Consider the following 19,756-nt stretch of genomic DNA (forward strand, 5'->3'; position numbering starts at 1 on the left):
GGCGTTAGGGCTGAGCGTTCAACTCGCCTGTTCTGAACGTAGGACTCTCGCGTGCTGAAGGTAGGACTCTCGCGGGGGTTAGAGGGATTTCAGGTGGTGGAGGGTGGTGGTCAGGAGAGGGGTGGGGGGAGAAGGCGGGGAGGAGGGGGTTTGCCAGGCGATGACGCCGTCGGGGCGCACCAGGGTGGCGCCGGTGGAGCCGATGGCGTAGCGGGTGGCCAGGGTGCCGGTCGGGTCGGTGATGGCGGGGACGTGCAGGCCCGGGACGGTGGCGGTGCGCCAGGAGGGGTTGAGGGTCACCAGGGTCCAGGTGGTGAACAGGTCCAGAGTGGACACCTCGCGGCCGTCGAGGTGCACGGGCACGTGGGGTGCGCGGAAACCGGGACGGCCGGAGGGCTGTGCCGGGTCCTCCGTCGGAGCCGGGTCCGGGTCGGTGATCAGCACGGCGTCCGACCGGCAGCGGTAGCCCAGGGTCAGGTGGAGCGGGTCCACCTCGGCCGGCACGTCCGGGCCCGCCAGGTGCGGCGCGAACCGCTGCACGTAGTTCGCGAAGGACCCGTCGACCACCAGCTGCGCGTACGGCCGCCGCTCGGCCTCGTAGCTGTCCAGCAACCCCTCGCCCGCCTCGCCGCGCAGCACCTCCGCCAGCTTCCACGCGAGGTCGAACCCGTCGCCGATCGCCGTGTTCCCGCCGAGACCGCCCGTCGGCGGCGTCACCTTCGCCGCGTCACCGACCAGGAACACCCGCCCCGCCCGGAACCGGTCGCTCACCCACGCGCCCATCTCCCACGCCGTGATCTCCAGGATCTCCGGCTCCAGGTCCGGCGCGTCGGTCGCGATGCGCAGCAGCTCCAGGCACCGCTGCGGCGGGTAGTCCGCCGCCGACTCGCGCGCCGGGTCGTACTCGATCGTGAACACGTTGCGCCGCGCCGTGTTCGTCGCCACGAACGCCCCGGTGAACGCGGGGTTCTGCAGGTAGTACAACGTCAACTTGTCCGGCGCGATGTGCGCGGTGAGGTCCGCGTCGAACACCACCCCGATGTGCCGCGACAGCTCGCCCGGCCCCCGCCGCTCGATGCCGACGAACTCGCGCACCACCCCGCGGTGCCCGTCCGCGCCGATCACGTAGTCCGCCCGGACGGTGTGCTCGCCGTCCGCCGCGCGCACCCGTGCCGTCACCCCGTCGGCGTCCTGCGCCAACGACAGCAGCTCCGTCTCGAACCGCACCTCCGCGCCCAGCTCGCGCGCCCGCCGCAGCAGCACCGGCTCCACGTGGTCCTGGCTCGCGAGCGCGGGGCGCTCGGGGCTGAGCGTGGCGTCCCACTCGTCGTCCTCGTGCACGATCGTGTGGAACACGCGTCCGCGCAGGCTCTCCGCGACCTTGATCACCAGTCCGCCGCCCAGGCCCGCCTCGCCGGCCAGCACCTCGTCGGCGGCACCGCCCCGGCGCAGCAACTCCATCGTGCGGTGCGTCTGCCCGGTCGCCTTCGGGTGCGGCGACGTGCCCCGGTGCTTGGAGATGCCCAGCACCGGCACGCCCCGCTGCGCGAGGAACAACGCGGCGGACAGCCCGCTGAGCCCCGCGCCGACCACCAGAACCCGCGTACGAATCTCTCCCATGGCAAAGAATCTTAGCCACTGAGAGATTTGAAAGGCAAGACGTTTAGTCGAGCGGTACGACGCTCCCGGTCCGCGCCGACGAGAACGCCGCCTCGACCACCTCCAGCCCGGCCACCGCGTCCGCCACCGGAACAGGCGCCTGACCGGCGGCGACGGCCGCGTAGAAGTCCTGGTACGCGCCCGGTGACGTGGGCACCGGCTCGGTGCCGAGGACGCCCCACTGCTCCCGCGGGTCCTCTCCCCACCCCGGACCGCCGGGCGCCTCGCCCGCCTTCAGCGCCTCCTCCTGCGGGTCCATCCCGTGCTTCACGAACGCCGACCGGTCGCCCAGCACCCGGAACCTCGGTCCGAGCGAAGCCGCCAGCGCCGACGCCCACAGGTGCGACACCGTGCCCGACGGGTGGGTCAGCGCGAGGAACGCGTCGTCGTGCGCGCGGGCGCCCTCCCGCAGCGTCCGCACCTCCGCGTACACGCTCGTCGGACGCCCGAACAACGCCACCGCCTGGTCGACGAGGTGCGTGCCCAGGTCGAACACGATGCTGCCCAGGTCGGCCGGGTCGCCGGACTCCTTCCAGCCCTCCTTCACCTCCGGCCGCCACCGCTCGAACCGCGACTCGAACCGGTGCACCCGCCCCAGCGCGCCCTCGCCGACCAGCCGCGCCACGGTCCGGAAGTCGCCGTCCCACCGCCGGTTGTGGAACGGCGCCAGCAGCAGCCCGCGCGACGCCGCCAGGTCCGCCAGCGCGCGCGCCTCGGCGGCCGACGGCGCGAACGGCTTGTCCACCACGGCGTTCAGCCCGTGCTCCAACGCCGCACGGGCGTGCGCGGCGTGGAACCGGTTCGGCGTGGTCACCACGACCAGGTCGAACTCGTCGGCCCGCCGCCACACCTCGTCCGCGGACGCGATCAGCTCGGCCGACGGGTAGCGGGACGCCACCTCGGCCCGCCGCTCGGGGTTCGACGTGACCACGGCCCTCAGCGCCAGCCCGGGCGTGGTGGACAGGAACGGTGCGTGGAAGGCGGCTCCGCCGAGCCCGTAGCCGATCAGTGCGGTGCGCATGACCGCAGACCCTAGGCGTCCCAGGGCGTGGACGCCCTGTCGTGGACGGTCACCCACCGCTACCTTCGGCACCATGATCCCGCTCGTGACCCGTCGGCACGTGGACTACGTGCGCGTCACCAGCACGGCCTGTCGCCGCGGCTGATCCAGCCCGAGAACCGAGCACGCCCGGTGTCTTCGGCGTGCCCGAAAAACGAGACAGGAGTCCACCCATGTCCTGGTCCTTCGACACCAAGCAGGTCCACTCCGGAGCCGCGCCCGACCCCGCGACCGGCGCGCGCGCCACCCCGATCTACCAGACCACCTCGTTCGTGTTCCGCGACTCCGCGCACGGCGAGGCGCTGTTCAGCCTGGCCGAGCCGGGCAACATCTACACCCGCATCAACAACCCCACCCAGGACGTGCTGGAGCAGCGGGTCGCCGCCCTGGAAGGCGGTGTGGCGGCGGTGGCGTTCGCCTCCGGGCAGGCCGCCGAGACCGCCGCGGTGCTCAACCTGGCCCGCGCGGGCGACCACCTGGTGTCCAGCGCGTCGCTCTACGGCGGCACGTACAACCTGTTCCACTACACGCTGCCGAAGCTCGGCATCGAGGTGTCCTTCGTGGACGACCCGGACGACCTGGACGCGTGGCGCGCCGCCGTGCGGCCGAACACCAAGCTGTTCTTCGCCGAGTCGCTGGCCAACCCGCGCAGCAACGTGCTGGACATCGCGGCGGTCGCCGAGGTGGCGCACGCGGCGGGCGTGCCGCTGGTGGTGGACAACACCGTGCCCACGCCGTACCTGGTGCGGCCGATCGAGCACGGCGCGGACATCGTGGTCCACTCGGCCACGAAGTACCTGGGCGGGCACGGCACCGCGGTCGCGGGCATCGTGGTGGACGGCGGCACGTTCGAGTTCTCCGACGCGGCGAAGTTCCCGGACTTCACCGAGCCGGACCCGAGCTACCACGGGTTGCAGTACTGGCCCGCGCTCGGGCACGGCGCGTTCGCCGCGAAGCTGCGGGTGCAGGGGCTGCGCGACACCGGCGCCGCCATCGCGCCGCTGACCAGCTTCCTCATCCTCCAGGGCATCGAGACGCTGTCGTTGCGCATCGACAAGCACTCGGCGAACGCGCTGGAGCTGGCCCGGTGGCTGGAGGCGCGCGACGAGGTCGAGAAGGTGCACTACGCGGGCCTGCCGTCGAGCCCGTGGCACGACCTGGCGCGGAAGTACCTGCCGACGGGCGCGGGTGGCGTGGTGTCGTTCGAGCTGCGCGGCGGCGTGGCGGCGGGCCGGGCGTTCGTGGACGGCGTGGAGCTGTTCAGCCAGTTGGTGAACATCGGCGACGTGCGCAGCCTGATCGTGCACCCGGCCAGCACCACCCACAGCCAGCTCACCCCCGAGCAGCAGGTGGTCTCCGGCGTCACGCCGGGCCTGGTGCGGCTGTCGGTGGGCATCGAGGGCGTGGAGGACCTCAAGGCCGACCTGGAGGCGGGCTTCCGCGCCGCCAAGTCGGTGCTGTGAGCCACGGGTCCACTTCCGGGAAGACCCCTCCCACCGCCGGCGGGTGGCGGGAGGGGGACCCGAACGGGCGACGGCGGTGGTTCCGCGGCGCGCTGCCCGGCCTGCCGCTGTCCATCGCCTACGAGACGTGGGGCGAGCTGAACGCGGACCGCTCGAACGCCGTGCTGGTGCTGCACGCGCTGACCGGTGACAGCCACGTGGCGGGCCCCGCCGAACCGGGCCACCCCACACCGGGCTGGTGGGACGGGCTGGTCGGGCCGGGACGCGCGCTGGACCCCGAGCGCTGGTTCGTGGTCGCGCCGAACGTCCTGGGCGGCTGCCAGGGCACCACGGGCCCGTGGGCGACCGCGCCGGACGGCCGACCGTGGGGCTCGCGGTTCCCCCGGATCACGGTGCGCGACCAGGTGGCGGCCGAGGTGCTGCTGGCCGACGCGCTGGGCGTGGACGCGTGGGCCGCCGTGCTCGGCGGTTCCATGGGCGGGATGCGGGCGTTGGAGTGGGCGGTGTCCGAGCCGGACCGCGTGCGGTCGCTGCTCGTGCTGGCCGCGCCCGCGGCGTCCACGGCCGAGCACATCGCGCTGGCGTCCGCCCAGCTGCACGCCATCCGGCTCGACCCGGTCGGCGGCCTCGGCGTGGCGCGCCGGATCGCGCACGTCAGCTACCGCAGCGAGCCGGAGCTGACGGCCCGGTTCGGCCGCGAGGTGCGCGCGGACGGCCGGTACCAGGTGGAGTCCTACCTCGACCACCACGCGGCCAAGCTGGTCCGCCGGTTCGACCCGGCCAGCTACACCACCCTCACCGAGGCCATGAACAGCCACGACGTGGGCCGCGGCCGGGGCGGGGTGCGGGCCGCGCTGCGCCGCGTCACGGCCCGCGCCGTCGTGGCCGGCATCGACTCCGACCGCCTGTACCCGCTGCGCCAGCAGGCCGAGGTCGCCGACGCCCTGCCCGGCGCCGGCGACCTGCGCGTGGTGACCTCGCCCCACGGTCACGACGCGTTCCTCATCGAGGTCGACCAGGTGTCGAAGCTGGTCTCGGAACTGCTCGGCTAGAACCCGGCCGTGATGCGGGTGAACTCCCAGTCGGCCTGCGGGATGCCGCTGCACGTGGACGACACCTGGCCGTCGCACCCGCCGCGGTCGCGGTTGACCGCCCAGAACGCGAACCGGGCGAGCCCGTTGGACTTCGACCAGTCGCGCAGCTGCGTCCACGTCTGGGTGGTCGTCACCTCGCGCTGGTCGGACAGGCCGTTCATGCCCGAGATGCCGACGTGCCGGAACGCCTCCGCGTCCGACCACCCGAACGTGGTTTTCAGCTTGTTCTTCAGCCCGGTGGCGGCGTTGATCGTGTCCGTGCCGATGTTCGAGCTGCCGAAGTCGAACGGCATGATCGTGAACACGTCGACGTTCGCGCCGATCGCCGCGGCCCGCTCGATCAGCCGGTTGCCCCAGGAGTTCGGGCCGGTGGTCGTGGTGCCGAAGGTGACGATGGTCTGCAGGCCCGGGTTGTTCGCCTTGACGATCTTGAGCGCCTCCAGGATGCGGTCCTGCACGGTGGCGTTCTCGAACTCGTCGGTGTTCTCGATGTCGATGTCGATGGCCTTCAGCCCGTAGGCGTTGATGACCTGCTGGTACGCGCCGGCCAGGGCCTGCGGGGTCGAGCAGTCGGGGCCGAGCTTGTTGCCGCTCCACCCGCCGAACGACGGCACGACGTCACCGCCCGCCGCCCGGATCTGCTGGATGGCCTGCGCGTCGATGCCGCCGGTCAGGGGCCGGTTGCCGTCCCAGGCGGGGGTGCAGCCGCCGGACGACAGCACGAACGCCATGGTGAACCACTTGACGCCGGTCGTGCTCATGATCGTGGCCGGCGCGGGCGGGTTGCCCCAGCCCAGGAACAGGTACGGCGCGCCGCGTCCGCCGACCGGGTTGGTGCCCGGCTGGGTGGTGGCGGAGACCTGGTTGGACGGGCCGGAGGTGTTCGCCGCGGCGTCGCGCGCCCGCACCGTGAAGGTGTAGGCGGTGGAGGCGTTGAGGCCGCTCACGGTGGCCGTGGTGCCGGTGACCGTGGTGGCGACCGAGCCGCCCCGGTACACGTCGTACGCGGTCACGCCGACGTTGTCGGTCGACGCGGTCCACGCGAGCGAGACCGAGTTGCTGGTGGTGCCGGTGACGCGCAGGGAGCCGGGCGCGCTCGGCGCGACCGTGTCACCGCCGCCGCCACCGGTGCAGGGAGCCCCGTTGACGGTGCAGTTGAGCGGCGCGCCGGAGCCGGTGCCGACGAAGCCGAAGCTCGTCGCCGCGCCGACGGCGAGGTTGCCGTTGTACTCGCGGTTGGTCGCCACGTAATGATCACCCGTTCGGGTGACAAGTGCGTCCCAGTACGACCCGAGCGAGGTGCCCGCGGGGAGGTCGAACTCGACCCGCCACGAGGTGATGGCGGACGGGCCGCCGTTGGCGACAGTGAACTTGGCCTCGAAGCCGCTGCCCCAGTCCTGGGTCTTGGTGAAGGTGGCGGTGACGCCCGGTGCCGCCTGTGCGGCCGGGCCCACGACCAGTGAGCCGATGGCGAGTGCGCCTGCTGCGAGCAGCGCGCCCGTTCGTCGTGACATGAGGAGTCCTCCTCGGCGGATTGGCAGGGTGAATCGCGCCCACCTCGGAGAGTGGTCTAGACCAAATAAAAAGGCAAGACTGTTTACGGTTTTGTCGGCGTGAAGCCGGGGTGAAACCGGGCGAACGGGACTATTCGTCCAGGGCGGTGGCGATCCAGGGCGACACGGGCAGGTCGCGCATGCCGCACTCCACGGCCAGCTTCACCGTCCACCGCAGCGCCTGGAGCACGACCGTGGCCAGCTCCTGCGGCTGCCCGTTGGCGAGGGCGATCTCGATCTGCTCGGCGGCGGCCTCCTGGTCGCCGTGCACCTCGGCGAGCAGCGTGCGGATCGCGGTGCGCACGGGCGGGTCGGCGTCGTCGATCGGCACCTCCTGCCCGTCCTCGTCGAAGACCTGCATCTTGACCGGTGTCGCACCGCCCGAGCCCAGCGCGGCGACCATGTCGCTGCACTCGGAGAACAGCAGGAGGACCAGCTCCCGGATCTCCTCGTTGCCCTCGGGCGAGCCGCTGAGGTACCCGGTGACGAGGTCGACCGCGACCGCGTCCTCCCCGACCTTGGCTGCGGTCAGGGCCTCACCGGCCACGGCCTGGAGCCGCGACCAGCGATCCGGATCTTGCTGCGGGTGCATTCAGCCATCTTCCAACACGGAGTAGGGGCGCACAGCTCTGCATATTGCCTACCCGGTGGTGTTCGCCCGCCGCAACGGCTTGTCCGGGGCGTGGCCCGTCGGGTATGGGCGCGGCCCGCGCGCGTGCTACCGGGGTATGACAGCCCGTGGTCGCATGTGCGGGCGCGGCCCGCCGCCTAGCATCGGGGCCGTGATCCGCACCCTCCTCCAGGTCGTGCTGTTCCGCGACCGGTCGCGGGTCTTCGACGGCTTCCGCTTCCGCCGGCCGCTGATGGTCCTGGTGCTGCTCTACGGCGTGGTCATCGCGATCGTCGTGAGCTCGGACTACGTCTCGAACGAGGACCCGGACGGCTGGTGGCCGCTGTTCTTCGCCGTCATCGCAGGCAGCACCGCGCTGACCCTGCGCTCCACGCTGCTGGCGTGGCGGCTGGCCACGGCCGGCCTGGTGGCCATGAAGCTGCTGATGCCCTCCGAGCCGTCCGTGCTGGGCAGCTGGCAGTGGTGGTGGTACGTGGCGGTGCTGCTGGCCGTCGCGACCGCCCACCGCGGCCGGGTCGTGCTGCTCGTGGCGTTGATCACGTCCGGCGTGGTGTTCGCGCTCGGCCACCCCGCCGAAGCGCTGACGACCACCGCCATCCTGCTCCCGCTGATCCTGCTCGGCTACGCGGTCGGCGCGCGCGGACGGGCCGAGCAGCGGTTCCACGAGGAGCGCGACGAGAAGGCGGCGCTGCTCGAACGCGCCCGGATCGCCCGCGAGATGCACGACGTGGTCGCCCACCACATGTCGCTGGTCGTGGTGCGCTGCGAGACCGCGCCCTACCGGATCGCCGACCTGCCCGAGGCGGGCAAGCGGGAGTTCGCCGAGCTGGGTGCGGCGGCACGGGCCGCGATCACCGACATGCAGCAGCTCCTGGGCGTGCTGCGGGCCGACGACCAGGGGGCCGACCGGGCGCCGCAACCCGGGTTGGCCGACATCGGGTCGCTGCACCCGGACGCGTCCGTGACCGACGCCGAGGTGCCGCCCGCGGTGGGGCTGACCGCGTACCGGATCGTGCAGGAGGCGCTGACCAACGCGGGCCGCCACGCGCCGGGCTCCACGACGACGGTCGCCGTCGACCTGGTGGGCGGCGAGCTGCGGGTCGTCGTGCGGAACACGGCCGGCGGGCCGTCGCGGGGCGGTGGCGGCGGGCACGGGCTCAAGGGCATGGGGGAACGGGTGGCGGTGCACGGCGGTTCGCTGACCACCGGGCCGACCGCGGACGGGGGGTTCGAGGTGCTCGCGACGATTCCGGTGGGTCCGCGGTGATCCGGGTGCTGGTGGCGGACGACCAGGAGATGGTGCGGGAGGGGTTCTCCGCGCTGCTGGACGCCCAGGACGACATCGCGGTGGTCGGGTCGGCCGGTGACGGCGTGGCCGCCGTCGGCGAGGTGCGCCGGCTGCGGCCGGACGTGGTGCTGATGGACGTGCGGATGCCCGAGATGGACGGGCTGACCGCCACCCGGCTGCTGGCCGACGACCCGGTCAGGGTGCTCGTGCTGACCACGTTCGACCTGGACGACTACGTGTACGAGGCGCTGCGGGCCGGTGCGAGCGGGTTCCTGCTCAAGCACGCGCCCGCGAGCGAGCTGTTGGCCGCGGTGCGGGTGGTGGCGCGCGGTGACGCGCTGCTGGCGCCGTCGGTGACCAAGCGGCTCATCGAGGACTTCGTGAAGGCGCAGCCGGTGCGGGTGGTGAAGCCCGCCGCGCTGGGCGCGCTGACCGAGCGGGAGACCGAGGTGCTGCGGTTGATCGCGCAGGGCCTGTCGAACGGCGAGATCGCCGCGCACCTGGTGCTGGCCGAGCAGACGGTGAAGACGCACGTGAGCCGGGTGCTGATGAAGCTGGGCCTGCGCGACCGGGCGCAGGCCGTGATCGCGGCCTACGAGTCGGGGCTGGTGGTACCGGGGTAGTGCCCCGGGAACGGCACCTCGGGGTGACGATCGGGGTGCCGTGGTCTCCCTAGCTTCGGCGCCATGCCGAAGAAGATCGCGTTGGTGGCCGCGCTGCTGGTGCTGGTCACGCCCGGCGGCGAGCCGCCGCCGCTCACGCCCCGCGTCGAGGTGCACGGCGACCTGGCGCGCGCCGCCCACGTCGCGGTCGTCGTGCCCGGGTCCGATGTGGACGGTGAGCGGTTCGACGCCACGGTCGGGCGGATGGCCCGCGCGCTGCACGCGTCCGTCGGGCGGGACGACGTCGCGGTGGTCGCGTGGCTGGGGTACCGGACGCCGTCCGGGCTGGGGGTGGACGCGGCCGGCGGCCGGTTGGCGCGGGCGGGCGCGGTCGCGCTCGACGAGTACGTGCGCACGTTGCCGGGGCAGGTGCACCTGATGTGCCACAGCTACGGGTCGGTCGTGTGCGGGCTGGCCCAGCCGCCCGCGGCCGACGTGGTGTTCCTCGGGTCGCCCGGCGTGCGGGTGGACGCGGTGACGTCCGGCGCGCGGGTGTGGGCGGCGCGGGGCGGCCGGGACTGGACGCGGTGGGTGCCTTCGGTGCGGCTGGGCGACCTGGGGCACGGGCCCGACCCGGTCGACCCGGCGTTCGGCGCGCGCGTGTTCGACGCGGGTGACATCAAGCACGACGAGTACTTCCGGGAGGGCACGCCGTCGCTGCGCGCCCTGACCCGGATCGCGGTGGGGGAGACGCCATGACGCAACGGGATCCGGTGATCGACGCGACGCGCGCGATCGCCATCGTCGGGGTGGTGCTGGGGCACTGGCTGGTGACGGCCGTGGTGCTGACCGGTGACGGGCTGGTGGTGGACAGCCCGCTGCGGTGGGTGCCGGAACTGGCGCCGCTGAGCTGGGTGCTCCAGACGCTGGGCCTGTTCTTCTTCACCGGCGGTTTCGGCGCGGCCCGGTCGGGCGTGCCGTGGTGGTCGCGGGCGCGCAAGCTCGTGCTGCCGGTGGCCGTGCTGCTCGGCGCGTGGGCCGCGGTCCTCTTCGGACTGTCGCTGCGCGGGCTGCCGCAGCAGACCGTGATGACGGTCGGGTACCTCGTCGTCACGCCGCTGTGGTTCCTCGGCGTGTACGTCGTGCTGCTGGCGTGCACGCCGTTGCTGCGGCGGTTGGGGTGGTGGGGTGTGGCGGTCCCGATCGCCCTGGTGGCGCTGGACGTCGGCTGGCTGAACGTGGTCGCGGTGTGGTGGGTGCCCTGGCAGGTGGGTGTGCTCGTGGCGCAGCGCGGGCCGCGGAGGTCGTGGGGCGCGGGTCTGCTGGCGGCCGGCGGGGTGGCGTTCGCGCTGCTGCTGAACGCCGGCTACCCGGCCAGCGCGGTGGGCGTGCCGGGCGCGGCGGAGTCGAACCTGTCGCCGCCGTCGGCCGCCGCGCTGGCGCTGGCGGTGGCGCAGGTGGGGCTCGTGCTGCTGGTCCGGCCGTCGTTCCTGGCCCGGGGGTCGGTCGCGCGGGCGCTGAACGCGCGGGCGTTGCCGATCTTCCTGGTGCACCAGAGCGCGTTGCTGGTGGTGACGCTGGCCGGCGCGGTGTTCGGGCCGTTGCGGGGCCTGCACACACCGCCGTCGGACGCGCTATGGGTGCTGGAGCGCGGTACGTGGCTGCCGGTGTTCACCGGCGTGTGCCTGTTGCTGCTTCGGTACCGCCGCGGCCAGCGCGGCGACGATCGTCGCGCCGTGCAGGACGACCATGGCGCCGGTCGGTTCGAGCACCAGCAGCGGGGGCACGCAGGCCAGCGCGGTGAGCAGCCAGGGCCGGCGGCCGTGGCACGTGCCGGCGTGCGCGGTGTGCAGAAGGTACCAGCCCAGCAGCAGGTGGATGAGGTTCTGCAGCGGGTCGACCTTGAACACGACCAGCGTGCCCGCCGCGCCCGCGAAGCCGGTGACCACGAAGCCGAGCACGCCCAGCACGCCGTACCCCGCGCCGAGCGTGACCGCGAGCCGGGTGCGGTGGGTCTCGCGGGTGCGGCAGGGGCTGAGCGCGGCGTTGCGCTCGAAGCGGTGGAACACCAGCAGCAGCGGCAGGAGCAGCAGCACCAGCACGGCCAGCCAGCGCGGCTTGGTGGCGACCCAGTCGAACGCGGCCGGGGAGTCCAGCAGGCCCAGGACGCCGACCACGGCCGCCAGCACGGTCAGGTAGCCGAGGTAGACCGTCATGGGCGTGGTGCGGGCGAACTCGACCACCCGCCACGGGTGCCCGCCCGCGAGCCAGGTCTCGACGCGCGGCTTGAGCAGCAGCACGAGGCAGATCTGGGCCAGGCCGAGCACGAGCAGGCACACCGTGGGCGGGCTGAGGTTCGAGCTGCCCTCGCCCGGCAGCGGCATCATCGTGCGGGGGTAGCCGCCGAACGCGATCAGCGCGAGCAGGGTGGGCACGGCGGCGAGCGCGAGGACGCCGAGCACCCGTCGTGAGACGCGGAGCAGGCTGCCGTCGGCGTAGTGGAAGCCGAGCTGTTGCAGCAGCAGCGCGCCCAGCACCAGGTTGAGGTAGCCGCCGGTGCGCCAGGTGAAGCCGATGCGGGCCAGGTCGACCGCGATCATCACGGTGACCAGGCCGACCGGCGTGGCCAGGCGGGCGCGGCGGTGCAGCCAGGCCATGACCGGGGTGGCCGCGACCGCGACCAGGTACAGGCCGAGGAACCACAGCGGGTGCGCGATGAGCCTGCCGAACATCTCCACGCGCGACTTGTCCACGTCGAGCAGTTCCAGCGGCAGCGGCAGGACCAGCCAGGCCAGCACGAACGCCAGCACGGGGCGCAGCAGCCACGAGATGCGGCCGGCCAGGTAGCGGCCGTAGCCGCCGTGCTCGGCCTGCACGGCGTGCCAGCCGGCCAGGTTGGCGTGCCCGCCCGCGAAGTAGAAGATCGGGACGGCTTGCAGCGCCCAGGTGAGCAGCCACAGCCAGGTCGCGCTCACGCCCGCCCAGTGCAGGACGGTGATGACCGACTGGCCGACCACCACCAGGCCCAGCGCGCTCAACCGCAGGAAGGTGGCGTAGCGGTCGTTCGTGGCCCGCGGTCGGGGCGCGTCGACGGGCTCGTCCCGATCCTGCCGCCGGGGCAGGCGGGCCAGGAGGAGGAACACCACGACCGCGCTGCCGAAGCCCCAGGCGAGCACGGGCTCGTGACCGGGCGGCCCCCAGCGCTGCCGCCACGAGTTGAACTCCAGGCCCGCCGCGTAGAGCTGGGCGGTGGCGTGGCACCGGGTGGCGTGGCCGCGGGGGTTGGCGTCGCAGCGGGCGTGCATGTCGCGGGCGAGGCGGGCGTCGAGCGCCTTGCGGGCGTCCTGGCCGAGCGGGCGGCCCTTGTGCTCGGCGTAGCGCAGCAGGTCGTAACCCAGGTCGTGGGCCTTGCAGCCGGTGCCGAAGTCCCACTCGGTGTCGCCCGCCGGTCCCGAGCACCCGCCGTTCGGGTCGATGGCCCGCACGGTCCCGTCCGCCTCCGTGACGGTGATCGGGCGGCGGTTGGCCACCCGGTCGAAGTCGGACGGGAAGCCGGGTAAGGGATTGGTCGTCGACGGGTTGGCCATCGCCTCGACGGCCCGCGCGGCGACCGCGACGTCACCGCTGAGCGGCGAGGTGTCGGTCGCGCCCGCCGGCCGGGACGCGATCACGCCGCACACGAACACGGCCAGCGCCACCAGCACGAACCGGAACCAGGCGGGCAGGCGGGCGAGCAACCGGAGCCCCGGCCACCCCCCGGTGGTGTTCACCGCCACGTCACCCATCGGCCGCCCAGCGTACGCGAAAGTCCTGCACCCGAGCCCCGAGAGTCCCACGCCCAGACCCCGTTTGTCCCACGTTCAGAACCCGCGAGTCCTACGTCCAGAACCCGTGAGTCCTACGTCCAGGACCCCTGAGTTCAACGCTCGGAACGCACGACCTGGGACTTCACGGCCGCACGGGCAGCGCGCCCGACAACGACGCCAGCGCCATCTGCGACAGCAGCTCCGCCATCTGCTCGCGGTCCAAGTGCGCGCTGTGCGGCGTGGAGTTGATCAACCCGAAGACGGCGTGCGCCGCGGCGCGGGCGGTCGGCTCGTCCACCTCGGGCGAGGTCTTGCGGATCGTCTCCACCCACACCTCGACATAACGCCGCTGCAATGCCCGCACCCGCCGTCGGTCCGGGTCCGTCAGGTTCGCCAGGTTGCGGATCTGCACGGTGATCAACGCGGGGTCGTCCAACGCGAAGTCGACGTGCCACCGGATCAATTCCCGCAGCGCGTGCGCCGGGTCGCCCGACGCCGCCACGCGGCTCTGCCCGCCGTCCAGCAACCGCTCGCTGATGGAGGTCAGCATCTCGCCCAGCATCGCGTCCTTGCTGCGGAAGTGCCGGTACAGCGCCGGCCCGGAAATCCCCACCGCGGCACCGATGTCGTCGATGCCGACGCCGTGGAAGCCGTGTCGGGCGAACAGTTCGGCGGCGGCGGCCAGGATCTGGTCCCGGCGGGTTTGCTTCGCTGGCTCGGCTGACACGCCGCTCATCTTAAACGCCCAGCCCAGTCCACGTAAACGGGCGTTAACCCAGGGGTCGCGCGACGATCACCGGCCGGCGGTCGAAACGCGTAGTTAACTCTTGACCCACTCTTTTTATATAGGACTACTTGCTGGTAACTCTTGTTGTGCTCCGCATCACACCCTGCGTTGTTTCCCTCCGGGAGGCTCCGATGCGCCTTGTCCGAACCCTGTCCAGCGCGGCGCTGGCAATAGTCGCCTCGCTGGCGCTCGTCGTGCCGGCCGAAGCCGCCGCCGCCAACTACGTCGCGCTCGGCGACTCGTACTCGTCCGGAACGGGCACCGGCTCGTACTACAGCGACTCCGGCAGCTGCAAGCGCAGCCAGTACAGCTACCCGGCGCTCTGGGCCGCCTCGCACGCGCCCGCGTCGTTCAAGTTCGTGGCCTGCTCCGGCGCCAAGACCGGTGACGTGCTCGCCAACCAGGTGAGCGCGCTGTCCTCGACGACCTCCCTGGTCAGCATCTCGATCGGTGGGAACGACGCGGGCTTCACCGACGTGATCAGCACCTGCACGTTCGGCTCCGACTCGACCTGCGTGAACCGGGTCAACCAGGCCAAGGCTTACGCCACCGGCACGCTGCCCGGCCTGCTCGACAACGTCTACACCCAGATCCGCACCCGCGCGCCGTCCGCCACGGTCGTCGTGCTCGGCTACCCGCGCCTGTACAAGGTGCCGGGCAGCTGCTCGGTCGGCCTGAGCGACACCAAGCGCGCCGCGATCAACTCGGCCGCCGACACCCTGCACCAGGTCATCTCGGCGCAGGCGGGCGCGAAGTCCTTCGCCTACCGCGACCTGCGCACGGCGTTCACCGGGCACGAGATCTGCTCGTCGGACTGGTGGCTGAACAGCCTGTCGTGGCCGGTGGAGGAGTCCTACCACCCCAACCGCAACGGCCAGCGGCTCGGCTACCTGCCGCAGCTGACCGCCGTCACCGGCTGACGTCGTCCAGCACCACCGGGAGGGGGTCGCGACCGCGGCCCCCTCCCGCTTGTGAGCCGGCGTTAACAAGCGCTAACATCTCCTCAGGTTAACGACGGCTAACCGCGAGGAGCCCGATGGACGCCCCGGTGTTGCGCAGCACGGCCGACAAGTCGGCCGACACCTTCCGGCGCTACCACGACGAACACGCGCGACTCGTGCACGACCTGCGCGCCAAGCTCCGCCGAGCCGCCCTCGGCGGTCCGGAGAAGGCGCGCACGCGGCACGTCGAGCGCGGCAAGCTGCTGCCCCGCGACCGGGTGGACGCGCTGCTCGACCCCGGCTCGCCGTTCCTGGAGCTCTCACCGCTGGCCGCGAACGGCATGTACGGCGACGAGGCCCCCGCCGCGGGCGTCATCACCGGCGTCGGCCGCGTGTCCGGCCGCGAGGTCGTGGTCGTCGCCAACGACGCCACCGTCAAGGGCGGCACCTACTACCCGATGACGGTGAAGAAGCACCTGCGGGCCCAGGAGGTGGCGCTGCAGAACACCCTGCCGTGCGTCTACCTGGTGGACTCCGGCGGCGCGTTCCTGCCCCGCCAGGACGAGGTCTTCCCGGACCGCGAGCACTTCGGCCGGATCTTCTTCAACCAGGCCACCATGTCCGCCCGCGGCATCCCGCAGGTCGCCGCCGTGCTCGGCTCGTGCACGGCGGGCGGCGCGTACGTGCCCGCGATGTCGGACGAAGCCGTGATCGTGCGCGGCCAGGGCACGATCTTCCTCGGCGGTCCGCCGCTGGTGAAGGCCGCGACCGGCGAGGTCGTCACGGCCGAGGAGCTGGGCGGCGGCGAGCTGCACTCGCGCACGTCCGGCGTCACCGACCACCTGGCCGAGGACGACGAGCACGCGCTGCGGATCGTGCGCTCGATCGTCAGCACGCTGGGCCCGCGCGCGCCGCGGCCGTGGCAGGTCGAGCCGACCGTGGAACCCGCCGTCGACCCCGCCGAGCTGTACGGCGTCGTGCCGACCGACAGCCGCACGCCCTACGACGTGCGCGAGGTGATCGCCCGGATCGTGGACGGCAGCCGGTTCCAGGAGTTCAAGAAGGAGTACGGCGCGACGCTGGTCACCGGCTTCGCCCGCATCCACGGGCACCCGGTCGGCATCGTGGCCAACAACGGCGTGCTGTTCGGCGAGTCGGCGCTGAAGGGCGCGCACTTCATCCAGCTGTGCGACCAGCGCAGCGTGCCGCTGGTGTTCCTGCAGAACATCAGCGGGTTCATGGTGGGCCGCGAGTACGAGGCGGCCGGCATCGCCAAGCACGGCGCGAAGATGGTCACGGCGGTGGCGTGCGCGCGGGTGCCGAAGTTCACCGTGGTCATCGGCGGGTCGTTCGGCGCGGGCAACTACTCGATGTGCGGGCGGGCCTACTCGCCCCGGTTCCTGTGGATGTGGCCCAACGCCCGGATCTCGGTGATGGGCGGCGAGCAGGCGGCCTCCGTGCTCGCGACGGTGCGGCGCGACCAGCTCGGCGACGCGTGGTCGGCCGAGGAGGAAGAGGCGTTCAAGGCGCCGATCCGGCAGCAGTACGAGGACCAGGGCAACCCGTACTACTCCACGGCGCGGCTGTGGGACGACGGCGTGATCGACCCCCTCGACACGCGGATGGTGCTGGGCCTGGCGTTGTCCACGGCGGCGAACGCCCCGATCGAGCCGGTTTCCTACGGCGTCTTCCGGATGTGATGAGCATGTTCGACACAGTCCTGATCGCCAACCGCGGCGAGATCGCGGTCCGGGTGATCCGCGCGTTGCGGCGGTTCGGCATCCGGTCGGTGGCGGTCCACAGCGACGCGGACGCCGACGCCCTGCACGTGCGGCTGGCCGACGAGGCGGTGCGGATCGGGCCCGCGGCGGCGCGGGAGAGCTACCTGTCGGTGGAGCGGATCGTCGAGGCCGCGCTGTCCACGGGCGCGCGGGCCGTGCACCCCGGGTACGGGTTCCTCGCCGAGAACGCGGAGTTCGCGCGGGCGTGCGAGAAGGCCGGGCTGGTGTTCATCGGGCCGCCGCCCGAGGCGATCGAGGCGATGGGCGACAAGATCCGCGCCAAGCTGACCGTGGCGGCGGCGGGCGTGCCGGTGGTGCCGGGGCGGACCGAGGTCGGGATGACCGACGACGACCTGGTGGAGGCGGCGTCCGAGATCGGGTTCCCGGTGCTGCTCAAGCCGTCCGCCGGTGGTGGCGGCAAGGGCATGCGGCTGGTGGAGGCGCCGGACGGGCTGCGTGACGCGATCGAGTCGGCGCGGCGGGAGGCGCGCGGGTCGTTCGGCGACGACGCGCTGCTGATCGAGCGGTTCATCGGCAACCCGCGGCACATCGAGATCCAGGTGCTGGCCGACGCGCACGGCGGCGTGGTGCACCTCGGCGAGCGCGAGTGCAGCCTGCAGCGGCGGCACCAGAAGATCATCGAGGAGGCGCCGTCGCCGTTGCTGACGCCCGAGGTCCGCGCGCGGATGGGGCAGGCGGCGGTGGAGGCGGCCCGGTCGGTGGGGTACGTCGGCGCGGGCACGGTCGAGTTCATCGTGGACGGCGCGTCCGGCGACTACTACTTCATGGAGATGAACACCCGGCTCCAGGTGGAGCACCCGGTGACCGAGCTGGTCACCGGCGTGGACCTGGTGGAGCAGCAGTTGCGGGTGGCGGCGGGCGAGCGCCTGGGGTTCACGGCGGTGGAGCTGTCCGGGCACGCGGTGGAGGCGCGCGTGTACGCCGAGGACCCGGCGCGCGGGTTCCTGCCGACCGGCGGGACGGTGCTCGCGCTGGACGAGCCGTCCGACGTGCGGGTGGACTCGGCGTTGCGGGTCGGGTTGGCGGTGGGCAGCGACTACGACCCGATGCTGGCGAAGGTGATCGCGCACGGTGCGACGCGGGCGGAGGCGTTGCGCCGGTTGGACGCGGCGCTGGGGCGGTTCGTGCTGCTGGGCGTGACGACGAACGTGCCGTTCCTGCGGGCGTTGCTGACCGACCCGGACGTGCGGGCCGGTGCGCTGGACACAGGGTTGGTCGAGCGCAAGCTGGACTCGCTGGTGGCCGCGGAGCGGCCGGACGAGGTGCTGGCCGCCGCGGCGCTGGAGCGGCAGCTCTCGCTGGGCGGCGGTGACGACACGTGGGCGCGGTCCGACGGCTGGCGGGTCGGCGAGCACGCGTGGACCCGGTGGCTGATCGACGGCGTCGAGGTGCGCGTGCGCGGCGACGAAGTGGCAGTCGCGGACGGTGAGCCGTCCCGGCACGCGGTGTCGGTCGACGGCGACCGGTTGACCGTGGACGGACGACCGTATGCGATGGCCCGGGACGGCGACGTGCTGTGGCTGGGCCGCGACGGCCACGCCTGGGCGTTGACCGAGACCCGGCCGTCCGAGGTCGCCGCCTCGGGGACCGTCGCGGGCGGCGGCCCGGTGACCAGCCCCATGCCCGGCACGGTGCTCGTGGCGCGGGTCGCCCAGGGCGAGCACGTGACCGCCGGGCAGGCGTTGTTCGTGGTCGAAGCGATGAAGATGGAGCACACCGTCACGTCACCCGTGGCCGGCGTGCTCACCGAAGTGCACGTCCAGGCGGGCCAACAGGTCGCGCTGGACCAACCCCTGGCCGTCGTCGTGCCCCACGAGGAGTGAGCGATGCTGGACTTCCGCCTTGACGAGGAATACGAGGCGCTGCGCAAGACCGTCGAGGAGTTCGCGCGCGACGAGGTCGCGCCCGTGATCGGCGGGTTCTACGAGCGCGAGGAGTTCCCGTACGAGATCGTCGCCAAGATGGGGCGGATGGGCCTGTTCGGCCTGCCGTTCCCGGAGGAGTTCGGCGGCATGGGCGGCGACTACTTCGCGCTGTGCCTGGCGCTGGAGGAGCTGGCGCGGGTCGACTCGTCGGTGGCGATCACGCTGGAGGCGGGCGTGTCGCTGGGTGCGATGCCGCTGTTCCGGTTCGGGTCGGCCGAGCAGAAGGCCGAGTGGCTGCCCCGGTTGTGCGCGGGCACGGCGCTGGGTGCGTTCGGGCTGACCGAGCCCGGCGGCGGGTCGGACGCGGGGGCGTTGCGCACCACGGCGAAGCTCGACGGCGACGAGTGGGTGCTCAACGGCACCAAGGCGTTCATCACCAACTCGGGCACGGACATCACCGGACTGGTGACGGTGGCGGCGGTGACCGGGCGGCGGGAGAACGGCAAGCCGGAGATCTCGGCGATCATCGTGCCGTCGGGCACGCCGGGGTTCACCGTGTCGCGCAAGTACTCCAAGGTCGGGTGGAACGCTTCGGACACGCGCGAGCTGTCGTTCCAGGACTGCCGGGTGCCCGCGGCGAACCTGGTCGGCGAGCGCGGGCGCGGGTACGCGCAGTTCCTGCAGACGTTGGACGAGGGGCGGGTGGCCATCGCGGCCATCGGCGTCGGCCTGGCGCAGGGGTGCGTGGACGAGTGCCTGCGGTACGCCGGCGAGCGGGAGGCGTTCGGGCACAAGATCGGCGAGTACCAGGCCATCCGGTTCAAGATCGCCGAGATGGAGGCGCGGACGCACACGTCGCGGCTGGCGTACTACCAGGCGGCGGCGAAGATGCTGCGCGGCGAGCCGTTCAAGCGTGAGGCGGCGATCGCCAAGCTCGTGTCGTCGGAGGCGGCGATGGACAACGCCCGTGACGCGACGCAGATCTTCGGCGGCTACGGCTTCATGAACGAGTACCCGGTGGGCCGCTTCTACCGCGACGCCAAGATCCTGGAGATCGGCGAGGGCACCAGCGAGGTCCAGAAGATGCTGATCGCCCGCGACCTGGGCCTCTCCTGACCCCACCGCGAGAGTCGAACCTCCAGGTCCCGAGAGTCGAACCTCCAAGACCCCCGAGTTCAACGTTCAGGTCGGCGACCGGTCGTCCT

15 protein-coding genes and 1 pseudogene are annotated in these 19,756 nt (G+C 72.5%); 10 read left to right on the top strand and 6 right to left on the bottom strand.

Annotated features, from left to right (window positions below; genetic code table 11):
- Positions 1 to 78: 78 nt before the first annotated feature.
- Both rdmE and ACIQMJ_RS12680 read right to left on the bottom strand, forming a co-directional pair.
- On the bottom strand, positions 79 to 1,620 hold the full coding sequence (rdmE, locus tag ACIQMJ_RS12675; RefSeq protein WP_499761110.1) for an aklavinone 12-hydroxylase RdmE: 1,542 nt from the start codon (positions 1,618 to 1,620) through the stop codon (positions 79 to 81).
- Positions 1,621 to 1,663: 43 nt separating this feature from the next.
- Complete coding sequence (locus ACIQMJ_RS12680) at positions 1,664 to 2,680, bottom strand: Gfo/Idh/MocA family protein (protein WP_499761111.1); 1,017 nt, start codon at positions 2,678 to 2,680, stop codon at positions 1,664 to 1,666.
- A gap of 212 nt (positions 2,681 to 2,892) precedes the next feature.
- Here ACIQMJ_RS12680 and ACIQMJ_RS12685 point away from each other — a divergent pair, with 212 nt between their 5' ends.
- Together ACIQMJ_RS12685 and metX are read left to right on the top strand one after the other, a co-directional pair.
- Positions 2,893 to 4,182, top strand: coding sequence for a bifunctional o-acetylhomoserine/o-acetylserine sulfhydrylase (locus ACIQMJ_RS12685; RefSeq protein ID WP_499761112.1), 1,290 nt, complete (start codon positions 2,893 to 2,895; stop codon positions 4,180 to 4,182).
- Entirely contained in the window at positions 4,179 to 5,234 is a 1,056-nt protein-coding gene (gene metX / locus ACIQMJ_RS12690) for a homoserine O-acetyltransferase MetX (protein WP_499761113.1), read from the top strand. The genes ACIQMJ_RS12685 and metX overlap by 4 nt, the downstream gene beginning before the upstream one ends.
- On the opposite strand, the gene ACIQMJ_RS12695 is transcribed toward metX, so the two are convergent.
- Complete coding sequence (locus tag ACIQMJ_RS12695; protein ID WP_499761114.1) at positions 5,231 to 6,790, bottom strand: cellulose binding domain-containing protein; 1,560 nt, start codon at positions 6,788 to 6,790, stop codon at positions 5,231 to 5,233. The two genes, metX and ACIQMJ_RS12695, sit on opposite strands and share 4 nt — an antisense overlap.
- A 130-nt stretch (positions 6,791 to 6,920) precedes the next feature.
- The gene (locus ACIQMJ_RS12700; protein ID WP_141980728.1) at positions 6,921 to 7,421 is read right to left on the bottom strand and encodes a hypothetical protein; all 501 of its coding nucleotides are present in this window, start codon (positions 7,419 to 7,421) and stop codon (positions 6,921 to 6,923) included.
- Positions 7,422 to 7,611: 190 nt separating this feature from the next.
- Between ACIQMJ_RS12700 and ACIQMJ_RS12705 the strand changes: the two genes are divergently transcribed.
- From ACIQMJ_RS12705 to ACIQMJ_RS12720, 4 genes and pseudogenes are all read left to right on the top strand, one after another.
- Positions 7,612 to 8,727, top strand: coding sequence for a sensor histidine kinase (locus ACIQMJ_RS12705; RefSeq protein WP_499761115.1), 1,116 nt, complete (start codon positions 7,612 to 7,614; stop codon positions 8,725 to 8,727).
- A complete protein-coding gene (locus tag ACIQMJ_RS12710) occupies positions 8,724 to 9,371 on the top strand; it encodes a response regulator (RefSeq protein WP_499761116.1) in 648 nt (215 codons plus the stop codon). The genes ACIQMJ_RS12705 and ACIQMJ_RS12710 overlap by 4 nt, the downstream gene beginning before the upstream one ends.
- Before the next feature lie 63 nt (positions 9,372 to 9,434).
- Positions 9,435 to 10,109 (top strand): alpha/beta hydrolase, encoded by a 675-nt coding sequence (locus tag ACIQMJ_RS12715; RefSeq protein WP_499761117.1) that lies wholly within the window; start codon positions 9,435 to 9,437, stop codon positions 10,107 to 10,109.
- A pseudogene (locus ACIQMJ_RS12720) lies at positions 10,106 to 10,924 on the top strand (acyltransferase family protein); the annotation flags it as partial. The gene ACIQMJ_RS12715 and the pseudogene ACIQMJ_RS12720, both read left to right, overlap by 4 nt.
- A gap of 60 nt (positions 10,925 to 10,984) precedes the next feature.
- Here ACIQMJ_RS12720 and ACIQMJ_RS12725 read toward each other — a convergent pair.
- Positions 10,985 to 13,135 carry a phospholipase A2 gene (locus ACIQMJ_RS12725; RefSeq protein ID WP_499761118.1) on the bottom strand — a complete coding sequence of 717 codons (2,151 nt, stop codon included), beginning with the start codon at positions 13,133 to 13,135 and terminating at the stop codon, positions 10,985 to 10,987.
- 163 nt (positions 13,136 to 13,298) lie between these two features.
- Entirely contained in the window at positions 13,299 to 13,892 is a 594-nt protein-coding gene (locus ACIQMJ_RS12730; protein ID WP_499761119.1) for an SACE_7040 family transcriptional regulator, read from the bottom strand.
- A gap of 182 nt (positions 13,893 to 14,074) precedes the next feature.
- On the opposite strand from ACIQMJ_RS12730, the gene ACIQMJ_RS12735 reads away from it, so the two are divergent.
- The 4 genes from ACIQMJ_RS12735 to ACIQMJ_RS12750 all read left to right on the top strand — a co-directional run bounded on the left by ACIQMJ_RS12735 (position 14,075) and on the right by ACIQMJ_RS12750 (position 19,667).
- Positions 14,075 to 14,863 carry an SGNH/GDSL hydrolase family protein gene (locus ACIQMJ_RS12735; protein ID WP_499761120.1) on the top strand — a complete coding sequence of 263 codons (789 nt, stop codon included), beginning with the start codon at positions 14,075 to 14,077 and terminating at the stop codon, positions 14,861 to 14,863.
- Positions 14,864 to 14,979: 116 nt separating this feature from the next.
- Positions 14,980 to 16,584 carry a carboxyl transferase domain-containing protein gene (locus tag ACIQMJ_RS12740; RefSeq protein WP_499761121.1) on the top strand — a complete coding sequence of 535 codons (1,605 nt, stop codon included), beginning with the start codon at positions 14,980 to 14,982 and terminating at the stop codon, positions 16,582 to 16,584.
- A gap of 5 nt (positions 16,585 to 16,589) precedes the next feature.
- Complete coding sequence (locus ACIQMJ_RS12745; protein ID WP_499761122.1) at positions 16,590 to 18,509, top strand: acetyl/propionyl/methylcrotonyl-CoA carboxylase subunit alpha; 1,920 nt, start codon at positions 16,590 to 16,592, stop codon at positions 18,507 to 18,509.
- A gap of 3 nt (positions 18,510 to 18,512) precedes the next feature.
- Complete coding sequence (locus tag ACIQMJ_RS12750) at positions 18,513 to 19,667, top strand: acyl-CoA dehydrogenase family protein (RefSeq protein WP_499761123.1); 1,155 nt, start codon at positions 18,513 to 18,515, stop codon at positions 19,665 to 19,667.
- Positions 19,668 to 19,756 lie beyond the last annotated feature (89 nt).

It is taken from the genome of Actinosynnema sp. NPDC091369 (assembly GCF_044757065.1).
In the GTDB taxonomy this organism is placed as follows: Bacteria; Actinomycetota; Actinomycetes; order Mycobacteriales; family Pseudonocardiaceae; genus Actinosynnema.